The sequence below is a fragment of the Microtetraspora sp. NBRC 13810 genome (assembly GCF_030268685.1).
GTDB lineage: Bacteria > Actinomycetota > Actinomycetes > Streptosporangiales > Streptosporangiaceae > BSRQ01.
The window spans coordinates 72099-94206 of the sequence record NZ_BSRQ01000027.1 but is presented as its reverse complement, the minus strand read 5'-3'; the positions used below and the strand labels follow the sequence as shown (position 1 = coordinate 94206).

Sequence of the window (22108 nt, the reverse complement as noted above, 5' to 3'; positions counted from 1 at the left end):
GTGGACCGCCGTCAGCGGCCCTGCCCGCCGCCGGTCGCCAGCCGGTTGACGAACCAGAGCAGCACCCCGATCGCCAGCAGGATCCCGGCCCGCAGGTAGACCAGGCCGTCGCGGCCGGTGATCGGCAGCGCGAGCAGCAGGCAGGCCACCGCGCCGAGCGCCGGGGCCCAGGTGGGCGCCCGGTAGTGCGGGTGCTCCACCGGGTCCCTGCGCAGGACCAGGACCGCGACGTTGACCAGGGTGAAGACGCACAGCAGCAGGAGCACGGTGGTGTCCGCCAGGACGCCGACGTCGCCGGTGACCACCAGCACGACGGCGACGCCCACGGTGAACAGGATCGCCGCCCAGGGGGTCCGCCGGGTCGGGTGCACCTTGGCGAAGACCGCGGGGACGATGCGCTCGCGCGCCATGCCGTACACGAGGCGGGAGGCCATCAGCATGTTGATCAGGGCGGTGTTGCCCACCGCGAGCAGCGCGATCAGGGCGAACGCCTTGGGCGGGAACGCCAGCCCGGCCACCTTGACCACTTCGAGCAGCGGCCCGTCGGAGGTCGCCAGCGTCGTGGCGTCCACCAGCGTCGTGGCGGTGAAGGCCACCGACATGTAGATGACCGCGGCGACGAGCAGGCCGCCGAACAGCGCCCGCGGGAAGTCGCGCTCCGGGTTCTTGGCCTCCTCGGCGAGGTTGACCGAGTCCTCGAAGCCGAGCAGCGCGTAGAAGGCCAGCGCGGTGCCGCCGAGCACGCCCAGCAGGGCCCCGTTGGCCGGGTGGAACTCCAGCGCCCTGCCCGGCTCGCCGTCGCCGGTCACCAGCGCGTAGACGCCGATCGCGATGACGACGACCAGCCCGAACGCCTCGACCAGCGTGAGCACCACGTTGATCCGGACCGACTCGGAGATGCCGGCGAAGTTGACCAGCGTCACCAGGGCCAGGAAGATCAGCGCGCCGGCGACCGTGGGTATCGAGACGAACTCGGCGAGATAGTCGCCGCCGAAGGCGCGGGCCGAGGCGCTCGCCGAGGTGATACCGCTCATCATCACGGCGAATGCCACGATGAAAGTGACGAACGGAATGGCGAACGCCTTGTTGGCGTAAAGCGCCGCGCCCGCCGCCTGCGGATATTTGCCCACCAGCTCCGCATAGGCCGTCGCGGTCAGCGCCGCGAGCACGAACGCCACCAGAAAGGGCAGCCAAAGCGCGCCGCCCACGTGCCCGGCGACCCTGCCGACCAGGGCGTATATGCCCGCGCCGAGGATGTCCCCGATCACGAACAGCAGCAGCACCCGCCGCCCGATCACCCGCTTGAGCGAGGTCTGCCGCTCCTCGTGCGCCCGCGCCACCGTGTCAGCCATACCGAGACCTTAACCCGTCGCACACGCACGATCACCCTGAGCGACGTTCACATCACGTGTTGGCGCAATGTAAGCGATCCGCAAGCGCGAATCACTACAGTGTCATTCGTCGCAAAGATCACCCAAGCCTCAAGTGCCATGAACAATGGTTTTCTGGCTGAGGCTGGTCAATTGTCCATTTCGGAAGGCATATCCATGTTCAGCGTCCTCTCCCGCCGTACCTTCGGGGTCACCCTGGCCTCCGCCGCCCTCATCGTCATGACCGCGGCCTGCGGCGGGACCGAGACCGGCGCCACCGGCGGGACCGCCGCCACCAGCGCCACCAGCGGGACCTCCGACGCGGGCGGCGCCGCGGCCGTGGGCGGCGCCGCCGCCTGCCAGGAGGCCACGAAGATCATCACGGACTGGAGCTCCCAGGTCACCGCCTCCGCGGGGGACCCGGACAGCTACAACAAGTCCATCGACGACCTGACCGGCAAGCTCAACGACCTGGCCGGCAAGGCGGAGGGTGACGTGGGCTCCGCCCTCACCGAGCTGTCCACCACGTTCGGCGGGTTGAAGATCGACGCGTCCGACCCGGCGGCGCTCGCCGCGAAGCTGGGCGAGCTGGCCACCGCCTCGCAGAGCGCCACCACGAAGCTCGGCAACGCCTGCGCCGCCGGCTGATCGACGCGCCACACCACCGCCGTACGAACGCCCGCGCCGCCGGCCGATCTGGAGTGCCGGACCGTCGTCGTACGAACGCCCGCGCCGCCGACCGATCCGGAGTGCCGGACCGTCGTCGTACGAACGCCCGCGCCGCCGACCGATCCGGAGTGCCGGACCGTCGTCGTACGAACGCCCGCGCCGCCGACCGATCCGGGGTGCCGGAGCGTCGTCGTGCGGACGGGGCGCGGGTCGCCGTACAGCGGGTTTCCGGTAGGGCGGTGAGGGACGCGTGGGGGCGCCCGCCCTACCGGGGAACGGGCGAGGAAGCAGCCGTGCGCGGCCGTCGTGGGGACGGCCGCGCACGGCTTCTCCGTGCTCTCCCCCGTCCGGCCCGCCCCCGGCCTCGACACCCGGGCCACCCCCGTTCCGCCGGGGGCGCACCCGCCGAGGTGACCCCCGAAACCCCCGCCGCGGTCACGCCGTGTGACCGGCGTCGCGAAGCGCGCACGAACCCCCATCCACCGGCATACTGCGACATCTACTGATCATCGCCTAATCTGTGCGCCGTGACCGGCCAGCAGATCGCCAGCGACGCCGACCTTCCGGACGGCGCGTCCGGCGACGACCCCGCCGCCCCCGAGCCGGGCGACGACACCACGGAACGGACCGCCTGGACCCGGCTGAGAGCCACGGCGGAGCGGGTGCCGAAGGACGGGTACCGGCTCGCCGCGCTCACGGGCGTGACCGCGGGGGTGCTGGCCACGCTCGGCCTGGTCCGGCTGCACACCTTCCGGGCCACCTCCTTCGACCTGGTGATCTTCGACCAGGCGGTGCGCGGCTTCGCCCGCTTCGGGGCGCCGACGAGTGCCGCGCGCGGGGTCAGCCTCGACCAGGGCATGCAGTTCGTGCAGCTCGGCGAGCACTTCTCGCCGATCCTCGCGCTGCTCGCGCCGTTCTACTGGATCCACGACGGGCCGGGGACCCTGATCGTGGCGCAGGCGGTGCTCTTCGCGCTGGCGATCCCGTTCGTGTGGACGTTCACCCGGCGGGTCCTGGGCACCCGTCCCGCCTATCTGGTCGCGATCGCCTACGCGCTGTCCTGGCCGCTCGCGCAGGCGGCGAACTTCGACTTCCACGAGGTCGCCTTCGCGCCCCCGCTCATCGCGATCATGATCGAACGCTACCAGGCGGGCAGGCTGCGCACCTGCGCGGCGGCAGCCCTGCTGCTGCTCCTGGTGAAGGAGGACATGGGCCTGCTGGTGGCGGGCTTCGGCGCCTACGCGTTCCTCATCGGGCGGCGGCTGGAAGGCGTCAGCTTCGCGCTCCTCGGACTCGGCTACACCATGCTCGTACGCGGCTTCCTGATCCCGGCCGTCGGCGGCGACCCGGACATGTACTGGGCCTACAACCAGCTCGGCGCCGACTTCGGCGGGGTCGCCAGGACGATGGTCACCGATCCCCTGCTGGTGATCCGCACCCTGCTCACGCCGGAAGACAAGATCGACACCATGGCGGTCATGGTGTGGCCGACGCTGCTGCTGTGCCTGCGCTCCCCGCTCACCCTGATGGCGGTGCCGCACCTGCTGGAACGCATGCTGTCGGACCGGCAGCACTGGTGGGTCACCGACTTCCACCACAGCGCCTTCACCGTCGTCATCCTGCTGCTCGCCGGGGTGGACGGGCTGAACCGGCTCCTCACCCGGCTCGGCCGCGGCGGCGACCGGGGACTCGTCCTCACCTGGGCGGTGGCCGTCTGCGTCGTGGCGATCACGCTGGTCCCGCGGTTCGCCCTCGACCAGCTCCTGCATCCCACCTTCTACCAGCGCGACGCCCGCGCCACCGCCGCCGCGCTGGCCGTCGCGAAGGTGCCCTCCGGAGTCGTCGTGGAGGCGGCCAACTCGCTCGGGCCGAACCTGTCCGGGCGCACCACCGTGCTGCTCTGGGATCTGAAGACGCGCAGCGCGCCGTGGGTGGTGGCCGACGTCACCGGCTGGCAGTTCCCCTTCGGCACGGTGGACGAGCAGCGGAGGCGGGTGGCCGAGCTGATCTCCTCGGGCTACCGGGTGGTCTTCGACCGCGAGGGCTACGTGGTGCTGCGGCGGCCCTGACGGCGCCGCCCGGCACGGCCGGCGGCACGGCTGCGGGCCAGGTCGTAGCAGGCGTCGAAGCCTTCGAGCACGGCGGGCCAGGTGCAGCTCACCGGCTCGGTGTCCCGGTTGTGCAGGGCGATCCGCTCCCGCAGTTCGCGGTCGCGGGCCAGCCGTACCAGGGCCGCCACCAGCTCGCCGAAGCTGCGGCCGAGCAGGCCCTCCTTGCCCGGCCGGACGAAGTCGGCGACGCCGCTCTGCGACCTGGCCACCACCGGCACCCCGGCCGAACGGGCCTCCAGCGCGGCGAGCCCGAACGACTCGCGCGGCGCGGGGGCGACGAAGACGTCCGCCTCGCCGAGCAGCGCGCGGATCCGCTCCCGGTCGTACCTGCCGGGCATCGACACCCAGCCGGTCATGCCGTGCCTGCCCAGATAACGCTCCATGGACGCGCGCGCCGGGCCGTCGCCGACGATCGTGACGCGCAGCCGCGCCCGCCCGCCCGCCGCCCTGAGCATCCTCAGCAGCCGCACCGGCTGCTTGCGCGGGGCCAGCCTGCCCACCGCCACCACGTGCACCGGCTCGTCCGCAGGCGCCCGCCGCGGGTCGCCCGAGGGCCGCCAGCCCGAGATGTCCAGGCCGTTGGACACCACCCGCACCGGGACGCCGCGACCGGCGATGCGGCGGATCGGGCGCGCGGCCGCCTCGCTGACCGCGGTGCCCACCAGCCCCCAGCTCCGCCACCCGTAGCCCTCGCGCAGCGCGCGGTACACGGCCCGGGTGACCGGATCCCACATGCTGTGCACGGTCACCACCAGCGGCAGCCCCAGCCTGGCCGCGGCCCGCGCCCCCATCCAGGCGAACGGCGAGACCGCGCCCGCGTGCACGTGCACCACGTCGGGCCGCCGCTCCGCCATGAGCCGCAGCAGGTGCCCCACGCCGAACGGGTGCACCGGCAGGTCGAACGGCATCCGCGCCACGATCCTGTGCACCCCGGCGATCGCCTCGCCCGGCGTCGCGGTGGCGACCTCCACCTCGTGCCCCGCCCGTGTCTGCATCGCCACCAGGTCGGCGACCTGTACCTCGATACCCCCCAGGCGTGGCAAATAGCAGTCGCTGATGTGGAGGATTCTCACCGATCCAGCTTATGGGGTTCGCCGCGCCCGCTCCGGCACGCATCCTGAACGGCGACCCTGAGACAATGGACACCGTGTCGAGGACAGCGGTTTTCTTCCACGCCCATCCGGACGACGAAGCCCTGCTCACGGCGGGGACGATGGCGATGCTCGCGGCCCAGGGCCATCGGGTCGTGCTCGTGGTCGCGACGGCGGGCGAGCGGGGGCAGGCCGACCTCGCCCCCGGCGAGGAGCTCGGCGAGGCCCGGATGACGGAGGTGTACAAATCGGCGGCGCTGCTCGGGTGCGCGCGGGTGGTGCGGCTGGGCTACGCCGACTCCGGGCTGAGCTCCGCCGGCGGAATCGCCGACGACCGGCCGGCCAACGCGTTCATCGACTGCGACACCGAGGAGGCCGCCCAGCGGCTCGCCGGGCTGCTGAAGGAGGAGAGCGCCGACCTGCTGACGATCTACGATCCGGCGGGCGGCTACGGACATCCCGACCACGTCCAGGTGCACAGGGTCGGCAGGCGGGCGGCGGAGATCGCCGGGACCGGCATCGTGCTGGAGGCGACGGTCAACCGGGATCCGCTGCTCAAGGCTTTGCGGCTGGCCGGCCGGTTCTACCGGTTCCCGCCGGAGTTCGACCCGCGCACCTTCGAGCGCGCCTACTCCCCCGACGAGCTCATCACCCACCGGGTGAACGTGCGCCGTCACATCCGGCAGAAACGCGCCAGCATGGCCGCCCACGCCACCCAGGCCACCGGCGCCGACGTGCGCACCCTGGGCGTCTTCCTGAAGATCCCGGCCCCGCTCTACCGGCTGGTCTTCGGCACCGAGTGGTACGTCCGGCGCGACCTCCCCCTCGGCACCCGCCTCAAGCACCCCTTCGACCCCGCGCCCCCTCCCGGCACGGACCCCGGACCAGATCAGCGATGACCAGGGAGCCTCCCGTAGGGGCGGTCTCCTCCCTGAGGAGGAGAGAGCGCCGCCCCACGGCGGGCAGACTGTTGCGCATGCGGGGATCGACATGGGTGCGGATCGGGTTGTCGGCGGCGTCTCTGACGCTCGCCGCCACGTTGGTGGTGTTCCTCCCCGACCTCGTGCACGCGCTCACCGGCAAGAGCGTCTCCTGGGAGCAGATCGGGCACGCGTTCGGCGGGATCGGCCTGCCGATGGCCGGGCTGATGACCGCGGTGTGGCTGGCCAGCCTGATCGCCTACACGTTCGTGCTCACCGCCTCGCTCCCCGGCCTCACCCACCTCCAGGCGCTGACCCTCAACGCGAGCGGCAGCGCGGTGAGCAACCTGCTGCCCTTCGGCGGCGCGGTCGGCGTGGCCATGACCTTCGCGATGACCAGGAGCTGGGGCTTCCGGGCCCGGCCGGTCGTCGTCTCCACCGTGGTGACCGGGGTGTGGAACACGCTCTTCCGGTTCCTGCTGCCCGCCGTGGGCATCCTGGCGCTGCTCCTCGCCGGCAAGTCGGCCGACCCGACGATCGCCAAGGCGGGCTGGGCCGGCGCGGGGTCCATCCTCGTCCTGGTCGCGGTGGCCGCCGCCGCGCTCGGCTGGCAGCGGGCCGCCGACGCGCTCGGCGGCCTCCTCGACAGGCTCACGCGACTGCTGCCCACGCGGGTGCGCCCGCGCGAGCACGCCGCCTCCGAAGCCCTGCACCGGCTGCGCGCGGACACCTCGGAGGTCGTGCGCGGGCGGTGGGCCGGCCTGTCGCTCGGCCTCCTCGCCTTCATGGCCTTCCAGTGGCTGATCCTGCTGTGCTGCATGCGCGCCACCGGCGTCCACGTCGGGCTCGCCGAGTCGGTCGCCGCCTTCGCCCTGTCCAGGGTGCTGACCACGGCCGTCGTCACGCCGAGCGGCGTGGGGATCATGGAGGCGGGCACCGCGGGATTCCTCATCGCGCTCGGCTCCCCGGTACCGGAAGCGACGGCCGCCGCGCTACTTTTCGGCTTCTGGACCTACACTGTCGAAATCCCCTTCGGGGGCCTGGCGCTGGGCGCGTGGGCACTGCTTCGCAGGCGTAAGGGCGAGTCGCCTGCCGATCCGACGCCGGAGACACAAAAGATCGCCCGTTGGTGACAATCTGAGGGTGGCCGAAGACCTTGTGCGCGATTCGAAGGCACGCATAACGTGGCGGCTGACATGGCGGCTGACATGGTGGCGTTCCGGGTGCTCGGGCCGGTCGAGGCTCATGCTGGTGACGACGGGGTCGATCTCGGCGGCTTACGGCAACGCGCCGTGCTCGCCCGGCTACTCGTCGCACGCGGCCAGGTGGTGCCGGTCGACTCGCTGCTCTACGACCTGTGGGACGACGACAACGCCAAGGGCGCCCAGTCGGGCCTCCAGGTGTACATCTCCCGGCTGCGCAGGGTGCTGGAGCCGGGCAGGCCGCGGGGCGGCCCCAACCGGCTGCTGGTGACCGTCGCCTCCGGTTATGCCCTGCGGGTCACTCCCGACCAGGTGGACGCGCTGCGCTTCGAGTCCCTGGTCCGCGCCGCCGGCGAGCACCTCGAAGGCGACGATCCCGCCTCCGCGCGCACCCGGCTGGCCAAGGCGCTCGACCTGTGGCGCGGCACCCCCTACGCAGACTTCGCCGACCAGCCGTGGGCGGAGGCCGAGGTCAACCGGCTCGCCGAGCTGCGCCTGGTGGCCAGGGAGCGGCACGCCGACACCGGCCTGCGGCTGGGGCTGCCCGGGGAGACGGTGCCCGACCTGGAGGCGCTGACCTCGGAGCACCCGCTGCGCGAGGAGGGCTGGCGGCTGCTGGCCCTCGGCCTCTACCGCGCCGGGCGGCAGGGCGACGCGCTCGCCGCGCTGCGCCGCGCCCGCACGATCCTCGCCGACGAGCTGGGCATCGATCCCGGCCCCGCGCTGCGCAAGCTGGAGTCCGACATCCTGGCCCAGGCTCCCGGGCTGGAGCTGACCGGCGCGCCCCAGCGGCAGGCCCGGCCGGCGCCGATGGCCGACACCTGGCCGCCGCGGCCGACCGGCTCGGGCGGTCGCCACCCGGCCGCGCCGCCGCCGCTGGAGGAGGAGCCGTTCATCGGCAGGGACGCCGAGCTGGACCGGCTGCTCACGGCGGCCGGCCGTACCGGCAGGTTCGCGGTCGCGCTGGTGAGCGGCGACGCGGGGGCGGGCAAGACGACGCTGGTGCGCCGGCTGTTCCGCCGGCTCGCCGGGGAGGGCTGGACCACCGCGGCGGGCGCCTGCCCGGACAGCAGCGCCACCCCGCCCGGGTGGGCCTGGGTGGAGATCCTGCGCACGCTGGTGTCGGTCGCCGGCCCCGGCGAGTACGGCCAGCTGCTCGCGCCGCTGCTCGACGACACCGCGCCGGACCCCGACGACGATCTCGCCTCCGGCGGCTTCCGGCTGCACCGCGCGGTCGGCGGCTACCTCTCGGCGGTGGCCAAGGAGACCCCGGTCCTGCTGACGCTGGAGGACCTGCACTGGGCCGACGGGCAGACCCTCGCCCTGCTGCGGGCACTGCCCAGCCTGCTGGCGACCAGCCGGGTGCTGCTCGTGGTCACCGCGCGGGACAGCGAGCTGGGCGACGAGCAGGCCGACGTGCTGGCGGCGCTGGCGCGGTTCGGCCCGGTCCGGGTGGGACTGTCCGGGCTGGAGCCCGAGGCGGTGGCCGAGCTGGTCCGGGTCACGTGTGTGCGTGAGGTGGACGAGGAGGCGGTCAACGCCATCGTCGAACGCACCGGCGGCAACCCGTTCTTCGTCCGGGAGACCGTGCGCCTGATCGACGCCGAGGCCGCCGCGGACCGCGCGTCCGCCGCCGAGGTGCTCTCCGGCGTGCCGTCCGGGGTGCGCGACGTGCTGCGCCGCCGCATCGCCAGGCTGCCCGGCCCCGCCCAGCAGATCCTCCTGCAGGCCGCCGTGATCGGCCGCGACGTGGACGTGGACGTGCTGGTCGACGTCGCGGGGGACGAGGACGCCGTGGTGGAGGCGGTGGAGGCGGCGCTGCTCGCCGGGCTGGTCACCGAGCCGGGGCCCGGACGGCTCCGCTTCGACCACGACCTGGTCAGGGACACGCTCTACTCCGACGCCTCGCGGCTGCGCCGGGCCAGGCTGCACGCCGCCGTCGCCGCGGCGATCGAGCGGCGCAACCCGTCGGACGTGGCCGCGCTCGCCCACCATTACGACGCGGCGGGCACCGCGGAGACCGCCGCCAAGGCCGTGCACTACGCCGGGCTCGCCGCCGAGCAGGCCGAGCGCCGGTTCGCCCACCGCGAGGCGGCGGCGCTGTGGGAGCGGGCCATCGCCGCCTTCGACCGGTCCGCCTCGGCCCAGGGGCGGCTGTCGGCCCAGGAGCAGACCCGCGAGCGGTTGCAGCTGATGCTGCGGCTGATCACCGCCCTCGGGCTGTGCGGCGACATGGCCGCCGCCCGCAAGCAGCGGCGCGCGGCGATGGACGCCGCCCTGCCGCTGGGCGACATGGAGCTGACCGCCCGGGTGGCCGCCTCGCTCGCCGTGCCGCACAAGGGCCTGGCCCGCGACTTCACCCGGACCGCCTGGGAGATCGTGGACGTCACCGAGCGGGCGCTCATCGAGCTGCCCGCCGAGGAGCAGGCGCTGCGGGCGAGCCTGCTGGCCACGCTCGCGCTGGAACTGGAGGGCTCGGACACCGGGCGCGGCCGGGGCCAGCAGGCGTCGCTCGAAGCCGAGGAGCTGGCCCGGCTCAGCGGCGACCCGACCCTGCTCGCCGTGGCGCTCAGCGGGCGGCTGCGCCAGTCGTACGGGATCCCGGCGGTCGGTGAGCGGGAGGCGATCGGGCGGGAGCTGCTCGACGTCGGCGAGGCGTCCGGGCAGGTGGCCGTGCAGGTGCTCGCGCACCTCGTGCTGATGGAGTGCGCGGCGGCCAGGGGCGACTTCGCCGCCGCCGACGCCGAGGTGGAGGTGGCCGTACGGCTGGCCAGGCAGTACGACCTGCCCGCGCCGGCCGCCGTCGGCGCGTGGTACGCGGGACAGCGGCGGATGATCGCCGGCGACTACGCGGGCGCCGAGCGGGCCTACCGTGACGCCGCCCGGCTGACCGCCAGGGCCGGCATGCTCGAAGGCCGCCAGGACCTGCCGCTGATCACGTCGTTCTGCCTGCACCTGGTGGACGGCCGGGCCGCGGAGATGGTCGAGCCGCTGTCGGAGGCGCACCAGCGCGGCGCCAAGTGGACGCTCGACGCCTACGCGCTGGCCCTGGCCTCGGCCGGGCACGAGCGCGACGCGCGGGCGGTGGCCGCCGTGCGCACGCCCGTCCGGCCGGACTTCCTCTACGAGCTGGCGATGACCTGGCGGGCCCTGACCGGGATGCTGCTGGAGGACCGGATGCGGATGCAGGAGTCCTACGACACCCTGACGCCGTTCTCCGACCGGATCGCCGGGGCGGGCACCGGGGTCGTCGCCCTGTGGCCGGTCGCGCTGACGCTCGGCGACCTGGCCATCAGGCTCGGCCAGCCGGACGCCTCGAAGGCGCACTATGAGAAGGCGCTGGCCGTCGCCGAGCGGGTGGGCGTGCCGCGCTGGGTGGAGGCGGCCAGGCGGGCGATGGGCCTGCCGTCCTAGCAACTTATCCGGAACCGTTCGCTGCGCACCGGCTTGCCGCCCCGCACGGTCAGCTCCACGCGGTACCAGCCGGGGTTGCCCACCACGTCGGGCCGCCACTCGGTGGTCATCGCCGGGCCGGTGAACCCGGAGGAGGAGGACAGGTAGGTCCGCCAGGTCTTCTTGACGTGGCTCCAGCGTTGCAGCCGCCAGCCGTACAGGACGACCTGGTCGGGGGCGGGGTTGCGGACGACGCCGCGCGCCCTCAGCCGCTTCTCGCAGGGGGCGAGGGAGCGCTGGCTCACGGTGACGACGCCGGCCCGCGGGACGAGGGCGGTGGTGACCGGCACGGCCCGCGCGGACAGCGTGACCGTCCGCGTCCCGGCGCCGGTCGCGGGCGCGCCGCCGTTCGCCGCCCCGACTCCCACGTAGGCGCCGGCGAAGGCCAGCGTGGCCACCAGCAGTTTGACCGCGGTCGCCGTACCGCTCGCCACCACGGGGACCACGCCGTTCCGCCTGCTCATCGCCCACTCCCCTGCTCGTTCACCCTCAGGTGTACGCCGGGCGGCTTGACCTCGACTTGACGGCTGCTTGCAGGTCCGTGGCGCGGGGACGCGTGTCGCAAGTTAGGCTTGCCTAATATCGCCCCACAGGGCATGAACGCTATGACAGCAGGTGATGTTCGGACATGCGGCTCCAGACGCTGGACCTCGCCGGCGCGCCGGACTCTCCCTTCGGCCTGCCCCTGTGGCTCGTCATCGCCGGAGGGGCGATCCTGCTCTTCGGCGCCTTCCAGGTCTACTACTGGGTGGGCCGCCGCCTGGGCGCCGGGCTCTACGCCTCGCGCGCCGGCCGGCGGATCGGCCGCGAGCGCATCCTCAGGGTGGAGGGCGTCGTGCGCAGGTGGGGGGCGCTCGCCGTCTACGGCTGCTTCTGGGTGCCCGTGCTGCGGCACACCCTGCCGTGGGTGGCCGGGGTGCTGAAGGTGTCCTACCCGTGGTACGTGGTGGCCAGCGCACTCGGCTGCGCGACCTGGGTGCCGGTGACGATGCTCGGGCTCTACGCGGTCGTCTGGGGCTGGCTGGGCCTGGCCGCCGCCTCCCCGCTCACCGCGGTCGCGGTCGCCGTCGCGGTCGCCGCGCTGATCGCCTTCGCCGTGATCCGCCGCCGGCGCCGCCGCGAGCGCGCGAAGGCGCCCTCCGACACCTACGCCTCCGTCTGAGGGCACCGGCCCCGGCCGACACCTACGCCCCCGTGTGAGGGCACCGGCCCCGGCCGACACCTACGCCCCCGTGTGAGGGCACCTGCCCCGGCCGGTTCCGCGCGCGCCACGCTGCCCGGCCGCGGCCGGCAAATGCCGAGGTCCGCGGCGGGGGCCGTGTCACGATGGCTCCCATGCTGATCAAAGGCTCTCTTTGGTGCGCCGCCGTACTCGCCGTCGCCGTCGCCTCGCCCGCCCAGGCCGCGTCCGCACCGGCCGCCGCGCCCGTCAGGGAGCCGGCGGCGAGCGCCCCGCCCGCCGTGCCCGGCCGGGCCGCCTACCTGATCGACGCGACGACGGGCACCGTGCACCACGCCAAGAGCGCCACCCGCAGGCTGCCGGTGGCCAGCCTCACCAAGGTCATGACCGCCTACGTCGTGCTCGCCGAGGCCGGCGACCTCGGCGATACCGTCACCGTGACGACCGGAGACGTACGGCACGCCGCCGCGAACGGCGCGACGCACGCCGCGCTGCGCGCCGGGGAGCGGCTGACCACCAGGGACCTGCTCTACGCCCTGATGCTCCCCTCGGGCGCCGACGCCGCGCACGCCCTGGCCCGCCGGTACGGGCCGGGCACCACCCGCTTCGTCGCCAAGATGAACACCGCCGCCCGCTCCCTGGGCCTGGCGAACACCCGCTACACCAACCCGGACGGCCTGTCCGTGCCGAGCGGCGGCTACTCCACCGCCAAGGACCAGGTACGGCTGGCGTTCGCGGCCCTCGGCGACCCGACCCTGCGGCAGATCTCCACCACCGGGCGGCACGCGGTGCCGCGGACAGCCGTCCATCACGCGCACACCTGGCACAACACCAACAAACTGCTGGGCGCGGCCCCGGGGGCGATCGGCGTCAAGACCGGTTACACCCGGGCCGCCGGCTACTGCCTGCTCTATGCGGCCGAGCGGGAGGAGCACCTGCTGATCGGCGTCATCCTCGGCGACACCCAGGCCGACCGGCGCTTCGAGACCGCCGAGCGGCTGCTGGAGTGGACCGACGCCACCGCGCCCTGACCCGGTCGTCACCCGCCCGCCGCGGCCGTCCCCGCGGCCATCCCTGCGGCCATCCCTGCGGCCGTCCCCGAAGCCGGACGCGTGGGGGTGTCCGGGGTGGGGGGCGTCGCGCGCACCCGGGCGCGGGCGCGCCGCCTGGCCGCGTCGCCGCGCCGGCAACCCCGAGCTGGTGACCTGGACCATCGCAGGCCTCGGCGGCTGGCTGGCTGGACGGTGCCGCTGCTGGCCGTCGAGCTGTGGCTGGACTGCACGTCGTCTTCGCCGCCATCGCGATGATCACGTGTTTCATGCAGGTGTGGCCGTGGTTCCGGCAGCGGTACCCCGTCGTCCACCGGTACACCGGCCGGGTCTACGTCGTCGCGGGCGTGCTTCCCGCCGGGCTGAGCGGGCTGGTCATCGGGGCGCTCACGCCGTTCGGACCGATCATCGCGGTGAGCAAACGTGATGCTGGCGCTGCTGTGGCTCGGCAGCACCGCGGCGGGCTACCGGATGGCCAGGCGGCGGCGGTTCGCCGAGCACCGGCGCTGGATGCTGCGCAGCTTCGCCCTGACCTTCTCCATCATCACCAACCGGATCTGGGGCATGATCGTCGTCCTCACCCTCGGCCCGTCGCTGGAGGCCGCCGCCCAGACAGCCGGCTGCTCACCGAGCTGATCAAGCCGGACCGCTTCCCCGCCCTGGCCGAGGTCGTCCGAGCGGGCGTCTTCGCCGAACGCCCCCACCGCGCCCCCGCTCCACACCCCGGCGATCCCGAGACCGGCCCCGACGCGGAGGGCGGCACGGAGGGCGGCGAGGAGCCGGATCTGCGGGTGAACGCCGACTTCGCGTTCGGGCTGGAGAGGCTGCTCGACGGGGTCGAGGTGTTCGCGAACGAAGCGACGAGATACCCCATGTCCGACGAATCCACCCATCCCACGATTTAATGCGAAATATAATTCCCGACGGTTAAATCCATTTATCTCGGACGGGATTATCGCACTCTTGGAGAATGCTTTACTGAAGGGCGGCTACGGGTAATCTTTTCGGCATGCAGCCGTTCACACTGCCCGACTTTTACACGCCTTATCCCGCCAGGCTCAATCCCCATCTGGAGCCCACCCGCGAGCACAGCGCGGCCTGGGCCAGGCGGATGGGCATGCTCGACGCGCCCCGGCCCGGCGGCGGCCTGATCTGGGACGACGCCGAGCTGGCCCGGATGGACTACGCGCTGATGTGCGCCTACACCCATCCCGACTGCGACGGCCCCACCCTGGATCTGATCACCGACTGGTACGTGTGGGTCTTCTTCTTCGACGACCAGTTCCTGGAGCTGTTCAAGCATTCCCGCGATCTGACCGGGGCAAAGGCGTACATCGACCGCCTGGAGCGGTTCATGACCCTCGACGGCGAGACGCCCCCCGAGCCGCAGAACGCCGCGGAGGCCGGTTTGAAGGACCTGTGGGAGCGCACCGTGCCGGCGATGTCGGACGACTGGCGGCGGCGCTTCATCACCAGCACCCACAACCTGATGGTCGAGTCGATGTGGGAGCTGGACAACATCGACCTCGGCAGGATCGCCAACCCGATCGAATACATGCAGATGCGGCGGCGGGTCGGCGGCGCCCCCTGGTCGGCCAACCTCGTGGAGTACGCCTCGGCCGCGGAGATCCCCGACCGGTTCGCGCACGCCAGGCCGATGCGGGTCCTCGCGGACACCTTCTCCGACGCGGTGCACCTGCGCAACGACCTGTTCTCCTACGAGCGCGAGGTGCGCCAGGAGGGCGAAAACTCCAACGCCGTGCTGGTCTTCGAGCGGTTCCTCGACTGCCCGACCCAGGAGGCCGCCGAGCTCGTCAACGACCTGCTGACGTCCCGGTTGCAGCAGTTCGAGAACACCGCGCTCACCGAGGTGCCCGCGATGCTGGCCGAGGGCGGCGCGACCCCGGCGGAGCAGCTGGCGGTCGCCGCCTACGCCAAGGGCCTGCAGGACTGGCAGGCGGGCGGCCACGAGTGGCACGCCAGGTCGAGCCGGTACATGAACGACGGCCTCGTCACCGACTCCGCCTTCGTACTGGGCGGGCCGACCGGTCTCGGCGTCTCGGCGATCACCCCCGGCCGGCTGGGCCTGCGGCGCAGGCTCGCACAGCACTCCCACACGCCGCACCGGCCGGTGGGCCACCTGGCGGTGCCCGACCTCTACATGCCCTTCCCGATCAAGCGGATCAGCCCGCATCTGGACGCCTCGCGGCGGCACGCGGTCGGCTGGGCGCGCGAGATGGGCATGTTCGACTCGGTGCCCGGGGTGGAGGCCGGAGGGGTGTGGGACGAGCGTCGTTTCACCGGATTCGACTTCCCCTACTGCGCGGCGCTCATCCATCCCGACGCCGGCCCCGAGCAGCTCGACCTCTCCTCCGACTGGCTGTGCTGGGGCACCTACGGCGACGACTATTTCCCGCTGGTGTTCGGCAGGACCCGCAACCTGGCGGCGGCCAAGCTCTGCAACGAGCGGCTCTCCCTGTTCATGCCGCTCGACGCCGGCGCCACCCCGCCGCCCGCCAACCCCCTGGAGCGGGGGCTGGCCGACCTGTGGCGGCGCACCGCCGGCCCGATGCCCGAGCCCTACCGGCGGGAGTTCCGCACGGCGGTGGAGGACATGACCTCCGCCTGGGTGTGGGAGCTGGCCAACGAGGCGCAGCAGCGCATCCCCGACCCGATCGACTACGTCGAGATGCGCCGCAGGACCTTCGGCTCCGACATGACGAAGAGCCTGGCCAGGCTCGCGCACGCCGACCTGGTCCCGCCGGAGGTCTACCAGCACCGGGTCATGCACGAGCTGGACACCGCCGCCCAGGACTACGCCACCTTCACCAACGACCTGTTCTCCTACCAGAAGGAGATCGAGTTCGAGGGCGAGCTGCACAACATCGTCCTGGTGGTGGAGAAGTTCCTGGGCGTGGACCGCTGGCAGGCCAGAGACGTCGTGGCCCGGCTGATGGAGGCCCGGATGCGGCAGTTCGAGCACATCGCCACCCGGGACATGCCGGCGATGTTCGAGGAGTGCGAGCTGGACGAGGAGACCCGCGCCATCCTCACCCGCCACGCCGACAGCCTCAAGGAGTGGATGGCCGGCATCCTGGAGTGGCACCGCAAGTGCGCGCGGTACACCGAGGCGGAGCTCCACCGGGTCAGCGGGGTGGCCGCGCCGCCGACCGTGTTCCTCCGGCCCGCCGGTCTCGGCACCTCCGCCGCCCGGCTCGCGGTGCCGGCGACCAGGACGCAGCACCGCTGACCGCGTACGGCCGGCGCGCCCTCCGGGGGATCTCGGAGGGCCGCCGGTCGCGCCTGCCGATAGATTCGGACGCAGGAGGCATCGCCCGGGCGGTCCCGTCCCTGGGTCATCCGGTCATGCCTGGTCAGGAAGGTGATCAGCATGCCGACCCGCACCCGTGAGATCCACTTGGCCGCCCGGCCGCACGGCGAGCCCACCGAGTCCGACTTCCGCATGGTCACCACGGAGCTGCCCGACCCCGGGCCGGGCGAGGTCCTGGTGCGCAACCTGGTCATGTCCGTCGATCCGTACATGCGGGGCCGGATGAACGATCGGCCGTCCTACGCTCCGCCGTGGCAGGTCGGCGAGCCGGCGCGCGGCGGCGCGGTCGGCGAGGTGCTGGCCGGCGACGGGCTACCGGCCGGCACGCTGGTGCTGCACGACGCCGGCTGGCGGGAGCACGCGCTGCTCCGCGTCGGCGAGGTGCGGCAGGTGGAGCCGGTGGCCGGCGTGCCGGCGTCGTACTATCTCGGCGCGCTCGGCATGCCCGGTCTGACCGCCTACGCGGGGCTCTTCCACATCGCGCGGCTCCAGCCGGGCGACACGGTCTTCGTGTCCGGCGCGGCGGGCGCCGTCGGCGGCATCGTGGGGCAGCTCGCCCGGCTGCGCGGCGCCAAGCGGGTGATCGGCAGCGCGGGATCGGCGGAGAAGGTCCGGTTCGTGACCGAGACGCTCGGCTTCGACGCCGCCTTCGACTACCACGACGGCCCGATCGCGGAGCTGCTGAAGGCCGCGGCCCCCGAGGGCATCGACGTCTACTTCGACAACGTGGGCGGCGAGCACCTGGAGGCGGCCATCGCCACGATGAACGTGCACGGCAGGATCGCGCTGTGCGGCTCGATCTCCGGCTACAACGCGACCGGCCGGCCGTACGGCGTGACCAACCTCGGCCTGGCGGTCGGCCGGCGGCTGTCGCTCACCGGTTTCCTGGTCAGCGACCACGAGAACCTCCGCCCGGAGTTCGCCCGCGAGGTCGGCGCCTGGGTGCGCTCCGGCGAGATCAAGGTCACGGAGACCTCCGTGGACGGCCTCGACAACGCCGTCTCCGCCTTCATCGGCATGCTCAACGGCCGGAACACCGGAAAAATGATCGTCCGCCTCACCTGAGGGTCAGCGCAGGAGGGTGTGGCAGGCGATGGCGGCGGCGGCCACGACGTTGAGGGAGTCGACGCCGAGGTCCATCGCCGTGCCGCTCATGGGGATGCACACCTGCTCGTCGGCCTCGTGCAGCCAGCGGGAGGACAGGCCGTCGCCCTCGGAGCCGAGCAGCAGGGCGGCACGGTCGCGCAGGGCGACCTTGTCCATCGGGACGGCCGACTGGGCCGGGGTGAGGGCGAGGGTCTGGTAGCCGGCGGCGCGCAGGTCGGCGAGCCCGTCGTGCCAGTCGGTCATCCGGGCGTAGGGGACCGCGAAGACCGCGCCCATCGAGACCTTGACCGACCGCCGGTAGAGCGGGTCGGCGCAGCGCGGGGACAGGATGACCGCGTCCACGCCGAGCGCGGCGGCGCAGCGGAAGATCGCGCCCACGTTGCCGTGGTCGACCAGATCCTCCAGGACGAGGACGCGCCGGCGGGCGCCGGCGGCCAGCAGGCCGGGGACGGCCGGGAGGGGCAGCCGTTCCAGCGAGGCGAGGGCGCCCCTGTGCACCTGGAAGCCCGCCACCCCCTGCATCACCTCGTCGGTCACGACGTAGACGGTGACCCCGTCGAGCAGGTCGCCGAGGGCATCGAGCCACTTGGCCGTGGTCAGCACGGAGCGGACCGGGTGCCCGACGCCGATCGCGCGGCGGATCACCTTCTCCCCCTCGGCGATGAACAGCCCCCGCTCCGCCTCCAGGCTTTTGCGCAGCTCCACGTCTCGCAACCGGGTGTAGTCGGCGAGTCGGGGATCGGCGGCGTCGGTGACCTCCACAAGGTTGGGCATCTCCGCATAATCCCATGTCGGCGGCCGGGTGAGGGAATGGCTGAGGAGTTGCCCGAGCTTTGCGCGATAAGGGCGGAAGTAACGCTAGGTGCTGGGTAAGGTACATAGCGCTGTCGACGGCCGGGGCGGGGGGCGGAGGTCAAGGTGCCTGACCAGCGTGTTCAACCGCGCCCGGCCGCGTCAGCAGGCAGGTGTCACACCGTGCCGGCCGCGCCGGAGACGGCGTTCGTGCCGGTGGCCGACTGGTTGCGCGACGCGCGCCGGGCAAGGCGTCTCTCGGTGCTCACCCTCGGCTGGCTCGGCGCCGAAAGCGGGCTCGCGCTCGTCGCCGGGCTGGAGGCCGACTCGGTGGCGCTGATCGGCTGGGGACTGTCGTCCCTGGTGGAGGCGCTGGCCAGCCTGATCGTGGTGTGGCGGTTCACCGGTGCGCGCACGTTCTCCGCGCACGCGGAGCGTACGGCGTCGCGGGCGGTGGCGGTGAGCTTCTGGCTGCTGGCGCCCTATCTCGTGCTGCACGTGGGGCACGAGCTGGACGCCGGCCACCGGGCCGACCCCACCGTCCTCGGCATGGTGGTGACGACGATCAGCTTGATCAGCATGCCGGCGCTCGGCCTGGCGAAACGCCGGCTCGGCGCCCGGCTGGGCTCCCCGTCCACCTCGGGCGAGGGCACCCAGAACCTGCTGTGCGCGGCGGTCGCCGGGGCCGTGCTGCTCGGCCTCGGACTCAACGCGCTCGGCTGGTGGTGGACGGACCCGCTGGTCGCGCTCGCGCTGGCGGCCGTGGCGGCCCGCGAAGGCGTGCGCGCCTGGCACGGACACACCTGCTGCCACTGAGACTCCGCACCCGGCCACCGAGGTGGCGAACCCGGCGGCTGAGGTGGCGGGCCCGGTCGCCGGGGTTCCAGGCCGGGGCGCGCCCGCCCGCCGTACGGGTGGCCGGCGGCCAGGGTGAGCAGGGCGACGGGCAGCCCGCGCGCCGACAGGGCGCGCACCAGCCCTCCGCCCGAGCCGGGCGTGATCAGCACCCGGTACGCACGACGGGCCACCGCCACCTCGTGCACGCTGCCGGACTCCCTCAGCACCGCCCTGATCTCCGCCTCGCACCGGGCGAGGCCCGCCAGATCGATCAGCGCCAGGTCCCGCCCCGTGACCCGTCTGGACAACACCGGTGGCTCCGCCGTGGCGGGCGCCGTCTCAACATCGATGACCGCCGGCATGGTCATGCCCCTCGACAACCTCGTCCCCGTTACGCGACATATCGCGTTGTTTCAACACCCTATCCGGCCGATGCGGACTGTCAAGATGTATCGCGAAATATCGGTACCTGAGGCATGACCCTGCACTCGCAGCGAGTAATCGCTGCACCATAAGGTATGTTTTGTCGCAGAAGTAACCCCTGTATCGTTCCGTAAACATTGCGGCCTGTCTCCCGATAGGGTGACCAACCCCGCGTCACCGGACCGAGCATCAAAGAGGACAACGTGGGCGGACGCCACCGGACAGACGAACCCGAGGACGGCTATGGCCAGTACCCTCCGCCGCGTACGCGCCGCAGGCGCGCGGGGCGCGGCACGGTGCTCGCCCCGCTCGCCGGAGCGGTGGCGCTGGCCGTGCTGCTGGGCGTCGCGGCCTTTGTGATCGTCAACCGCGACCACGGCTGCACGGGTGAGGAACTGGCGGTGCGGGTGACCGCGTCACCCGACATCCAGCCGGTGCTGTCCACGATCGCCGACGACTACAACAAGGCCGGCCGCACGGTTGACGGGCGGTGCGTGACGGTGACGGTGAAGCAGCGGCCGTCGGCCACCATGGCCGCCGCGCTCGGCTCCGCCACCTCCACGTCCGCCGTGGAGACGACCGACGTGTGGGTGCCCGACTCCAGCCTCTGGCTCGGCGAGCTGAAGTCGAAGGGGGCCGAACTCCCGGCGGCGAGCGCGTCGGCCGCCCGGTCGCCCATCGTGCTGGTCACCTCCAGCGCGGTCGCGCCCGACCTCCAGGCGTCGCTCGGCAAGGTGAGCTGGAGCAGCCTGGTGTCCGCCGCGAACGTCGCCGACCCGGACGGCCTGGCCAAGAAGGTGCGCGTCCTCGCGCTCGACCCGGTGCAGAACGCCGCCGGGCTCGGCGCGATGCTCGCCGCCTCCGGCGTGCTCAGCGCGCAGGGCCAGGAGGACCAGCTCGTCGGGGCGCTCAAGCAGCTCTCCCAGTCGGTCGCCCGCACGCCCGAGGCCCTGCTGTCCAGCCTGGCCGTGAAGTCGGGGCGGGCGCCGATCGGGGTCGCCTCCGAGCAGGCCGTGTGGTCGTTCAACGCGGGCAAGTCCGGCGGTCCCGCCGTACCGCTGTACCCCGCCGAGGGCACGATCAGCCTGGACTACCCCGTGGTGGTCACCACGAAGGACCCCGCGGTGAGCGAGGCCGCCCAGGCGTTCGTCAAGGAGCTGTCCGGGGAGACGGCCCAGTCGGCCATCCGGGCGCAGGGGTTCCGGACCCCGGACGGCAAGGGCGGCGACGTCCTCAACACCGACGGCGGCTTCTCCGCCGCCGCCCCGCGGGCGCTCCCCGTGCCCGGCGCCGAGGCCGTCGCGTCGATGGCCCAGTCGTGGTCGCGGCTCAACCTGGGCACCCGGCTGCTCGCCCTGTTCGACGTCTCCGGCACCATGGCCCTCCCGGTGCCCGGCGCCGGCATGAGCCGCATGCAGGCCATCTCCAAGATCGCGCTTGAAGGCTTCCGGCTCTTCCCCGCCGACAGCGAGATCGGCGCCTGGGAGTTCTCCACGCATCTCGACGGGCGCGGCGTGGACTACCGGGAGATGGTCCCGGTCGGCCCCATCACCGAGAACGTCGACGGCACCCTGCGCAAGGACCTCCTCACCAACCGGCTGGCCACCATCAAGGCCAAGCCCACCGGCGACACCGGCCTCAACGACACACTCGCCGCCGCCTACGAGCGGATGAGCGAGGAATACCAGCCCGACAAGATCAACACCATCCTCGTCCTCACCGACGGCGCCGGGAACGACGACCCCGACGGCGGCATCTCCAACAGCGAGATCCTGCGCCGCCTCAAGACGCAGTACGACCCCGCCAAGCCGGTCAGCATCCTCATCATCGCCTTCGGCCCCGACGCCCCCAAGGGCAAGCGCAGCATGGAAGCCCTCGCCAAGGCCACCGGCGGCGAACTCTTCATCGCCAAGGACGTCCTGGAAGTCCGCAAGTTCTTCCTGGAAGGCATGAAACGCCGCCTCTGCGCCCCCCACTGCGACGGCTGACCCCATTCCTCGGCCCGCCCGCAACACCCGTCACCCGGCGGGCCACCCCCAGCCAAGACAACCCCCACCGCCGTCCCCCCACCGCACCCCTGAGCGCCGCCCACAACGCCGCCCACCACCGCACCTCCCACCACCGCCGCGGCGCCCCGGAAAAAACCGACACAACTCACAGGCAGCACGACGGACAGCGGCAGGCGACGCCCAACACGGCAGCCACCACACGACAGTGCACGACGGACAGCACAACACGACGCCCAACGCGCGGTCGCCGTACGACGGCGCACGACGTGACAGCACAACACGACACTCAACGCGGCGGCCACCGTACGACGGCGCACGACGTGACAGCACAACACGACACTCAACGCGGCGGCCACCGTACGACGGCGCACGACGTGACAGCACAACACGACACTCAACGCGGCGGCCACCGTACGACGGCGCACGGCGCTGTGCGCGGTGCACGGTACGACAGCCGTCGACAGGCAGACAAAGATTAAGACGCCGCCCGACACCCACTCACCGCCGACTTCCACACCGACCCTCCAGTGACCCCACCTCCACCGCCCCCCGAAGCGCCGCCGC

The 22108-nt window shown here is 72.8% G+C and carries 16 protein-coding genes and 1 pseudogene; 13 read left to right on the top strand and 4 right to left on the bottom strand.

The features are described 5' to 3' along the window. Positions 1-11 precede the first annotated feature (11 nt). Positions 12-1352, bottom strand: coding sequence for an APC family permease (locus QSK26_RS36975; RefSeq protein WP_285780005.1), 1341 nt, complete (start codon positions 1350-1352; stop codon positions 12-14). 195 nt (positions 1353-1547) lie between these two features. Between QSK26_RS36975 and QSK26_RS36970 the strand changes: the two genes are divergently transcribed. Together QSK26_RS36970 and QSK26_RS36965 are read left to right on the top strand one after the other, a co-directional pair. After that, positions 1548-2018, top strand: coding sequence for a DUF8711 family protein (locus QSK26_RS36970; protein ID WP_285780004.1), 471 nt, complete (start codon positions 1548-1550; stop codon positions 2016-2018). A gap of 548 nt (positions 2019-2566) precedes the next feature. After that, positions 2567-4108 (top strand): DUF2079 domain-containing protein, encoded by a 1542-nt coding sequence (locus QSK26_RS36965; protein ID WP_285780003.1) that lies wholly within the window; start codon positions 2567-2569, stop codon positions 4106-4108. Here the strand turns inward: QSK26_RS36965 and QSK26_RS36960 are convergent. Next, positions 4084-5223, bottom strand: a complete 1140-nt coding sequence (locus QSK26_RS36960) for a glycosyltransferase family 4 protein (protein WP_285780002.1) — start codon at positions 5221-5223, stop codon at positions 4084-4086. The two genes, QSK26_RS36965 and QSK26_RS36960, sit on opposite strands and share 25 nt — an antisense overlap. A 74-nt stretch (positions 5224-5297) precedes the next feature. Between QSK26_RS36960 and QSK26_RS36955 the strand changes: the two genes are divergently transcribed. The 3 genes from QSK26_RS36955 (at position 5298) to QSK26_RS36945 (ending at position 10777) form a co-directional block, all read left to right on the top strand. Beyond that, positions 5298-6140 carry a PIG-L deacetylase family protein gene (locus tag QSK26_RS36955; RefSeq protein WP_285780001.1) on the top strand — a complete coding sequence of 281 codons (843 nt, stop codon included), beginning with the start codon at positions 5298-5300 and terminating at the stop codon, positions 6138-6140. Between the two features lie 77 nt (positions 6141-6217). Then, positions 6218-7294, top strand: a complete 1077-nt coding sequence (locus tag QSK26_RS36950; RefSeq protein WP_285780000.1) for a lysylphosphatidylglycerol synthase transmembrane domain-containing protein — start codon at positions 6218-6220, stop codon at positions 7292-7294. A gap of 63 nt (positions 7295-7357) precedes the next feature. Beyond that, complete coding sequence (locus tag QSK26_RS36945; protein WP_285779999.1) at positions 7358-10777, top strand: ATP-binding protein; 3420 nt, start codon at positions 7358-7360, stop codon at positions 10775-10777. Here the strand turns inward: QSK26_RS36945 and QSK26_RS36940 are convergent. Continuing rightward, positions 10774-11280: a hypothetical protein gene (locus QSK26_RS36940; protein ID WP_285779998.1), complete on the bottom strand. Its 507-nt coding sequence runs from the start codon at positions 11278-11280 to the stop codon at positions 10774-10776. The genes QSK26_RS36945 and QSK26_RS36940 overlap by 4 nt on opposite strands. Before the next feature lie 164 nt (positions 11281-11444). On the opposite strand from QSK26_RS36940, the gene QSK26_RS36935 reads away from it, so the two are divergent. The 6 genes and pseudogenes from QSK26_RS36935 (at position 11445) to QSK26_RS36915 (ending at position 17441) form a co-directional block, all read left to right on the top strand. Then, positions 11445-11978, top strand: a complete 534-nt coding sequence (locus QSK26_RS36935; protein WP_285779997.1) for a DedA family protein — start codon at positions 11445-11447, stop codon at positions 11976-11978. Between the two features lie 173 nt (positions 11979-12151). Beyond that, positions 12152-13027 (top strand): D-alanyl-D-alanine carboxypeptidase family protein, encoded by an 876-nt coding sequence (locus tag QSK26_RS36930; RefSeq protein ID WP_285779996.1) that lies wholly within the window; start codon positions 12152-12154, stop codon positions 13025-13027. A gap of 236 nt (positions 13028-13263) precedes the next feature. After that, positions 13264-13443 (top strand): annotated as a pseudogene (locus tag QSK26_RS42015) (DUF2306 domain-containing protein); the annotation flags it as partial. Between the two features lie 28 nt (positions 13444-13471). Beyond that, entirely contained in the window at positions 13472-13681 is a 210-nt protein-coding gene (locus QSK26_RS36925) for a DUF2306 domain-containing protein (protein ID WP_285780040.1), read from the top strand. A gap of 373 nt (positions 13682-14054) precedes the next feature. Then, entirely contained in the window at positions 14055-16295 is a 2241-nt protein-coding gene (locus QSK26_RS36920; protein ID WP_285779995.1) for a terpene synthase family protein, read from the top strand. A 141-nt stretch (positions 16296-16436) separates the two neighbouring features. Continuing rightward, entirely contained in the window at positions 16437-17441 is a 1005-nt protein-coding gene (locus QSK26_RS36915) for an NADP-dependent oxidoreductase (RefSeq protein ID WP_285779994.1), read from the top strand. 3 nt (positions 17442-17444) lie between these two features. Here the strand turns inward: QSK26_RS36915 and QSK26_RS36910 are convergent, their stop codons facing one another. Next, positions 17445-18257 carry a TrmH family RNA methyltransferase gene (locus QSK26_RS36910; RefSeq protein ID WP_285779993.1) on the bottom strand — a complete coding sequence of 271 codons (813 nt, stop codon included), beginning with the start codon at positions 18255-18257 and terminating at the stop codon, positions 17445-17447. A 201-nt stretch (positions 18258-18458) separates the two neighbouring features. On the opposite strand from QSK26_RS36910, the gene QSK26_RS36905 reads away from it, so the two are divergent. After that, positions 18459-19091: a cation efflux transmembrane domain-containing protein gene (locus QSK26_RS36905; RefSeq protein ID WP_285779992.1), complete on the top strand. Its 633-nt coding sequence runs from the start codon at positions 18459-18461 to the stop codon at positions 19089-19091. Positions 19092-19738: 647 nt separating this feature from the next. Beyond that, positions 19739-21523 (top strand): substrate-binding and VWA domain-containing protein, encoded by a 1785-nt coding sequence (locus QSK26_RS36900; protein WP_285779991.1) that lies wholly within the window; start codon positions 19739-19741, stop codon positions 21521-21523. Positions 21524-22108 lie beyond the last annotated feature (585 nt).

Bases quoted from the DNA above. Each gene is read 5' to 3' on its own strand.
- QSK26_RS36975 (WP_285780005.1), bottom strand. From the start codon at position 1,352: ATGGCTGACACGGTGGCGCGGGCGCACGAGGAGCGGCAGACCTCGCTC.
- QSK26_RS36970 (WP_285780004.1), top strand. From the start codon at position 1,548: ATGTTCAGCGTCCTCTCCCGCCGTACCTTCGGGGTCACCCTGGCCTCC.
- QSK26_RS36950 (WP_285780000.1), top strand. From the start codon at position 6,218: ATGCGGGGATCGACATGGGTGCGGATCGGGTTGTCGGCGGCGTCTCTG.
- QSK26_RS36945 (WP_285779999.1), top strand. From the start codon at position 7,358: ATGGCGGCTGACATGGTGGCGTTCCGGGTGCTCGGGCCGGTCGAGGCT.
- QSK26_RS36940 (WP_285779998.1), bottom strand. From the start codon at position 11,280: ATGAGCAGGCGGAACGGCGTGGTCCCCGTGGTGGCGAGCGGTACGGCG.
- QSK26_RS36935 (WP_285779997.1), top strand. From the start codon at position 11,445: ATGCGGCTCCAGACGCTGGACCTCGCCGGCGCGCCGGACTCTCCCTTC.
- QSK26_RS36930 (WP_285779996.1), top strand. From the start codon at position 12,152: ATGCTGATCAAAGGCTCTCTTTGGTGCGCCGCCGTACTCGCCGTCGCC.
- QSK26_RS36925 (WP_285780040.1), top strand. From the start codon at position 13,472: ATGCTGGCGCTGCTGTGGCTCGGCAGCACCGCGGCGGGCTACCGGATG.
- QSK26_RS36920 (WP_285779995.1), top strand. From the start codon at position 14,055: ATGCAGCCGTTCACACTGCCCGACTTTTACACGCCTTATCCCGCCAGG.
- QSK26_RS36915 (WP_285779994.1), top strand. From the start codon at position 16,437: ATGCCGACCCGCACCCGTGAGATCCACTTGGCCGCCCGGCCGCACGGC.
- QSK26_RS36910 (WP_285779993.1), bottom strand. From the start codon at position 18,257: ATGCCCAACCTTGTGGAGGTCACCGACGCCGCCGATCCCCGACTCGCC.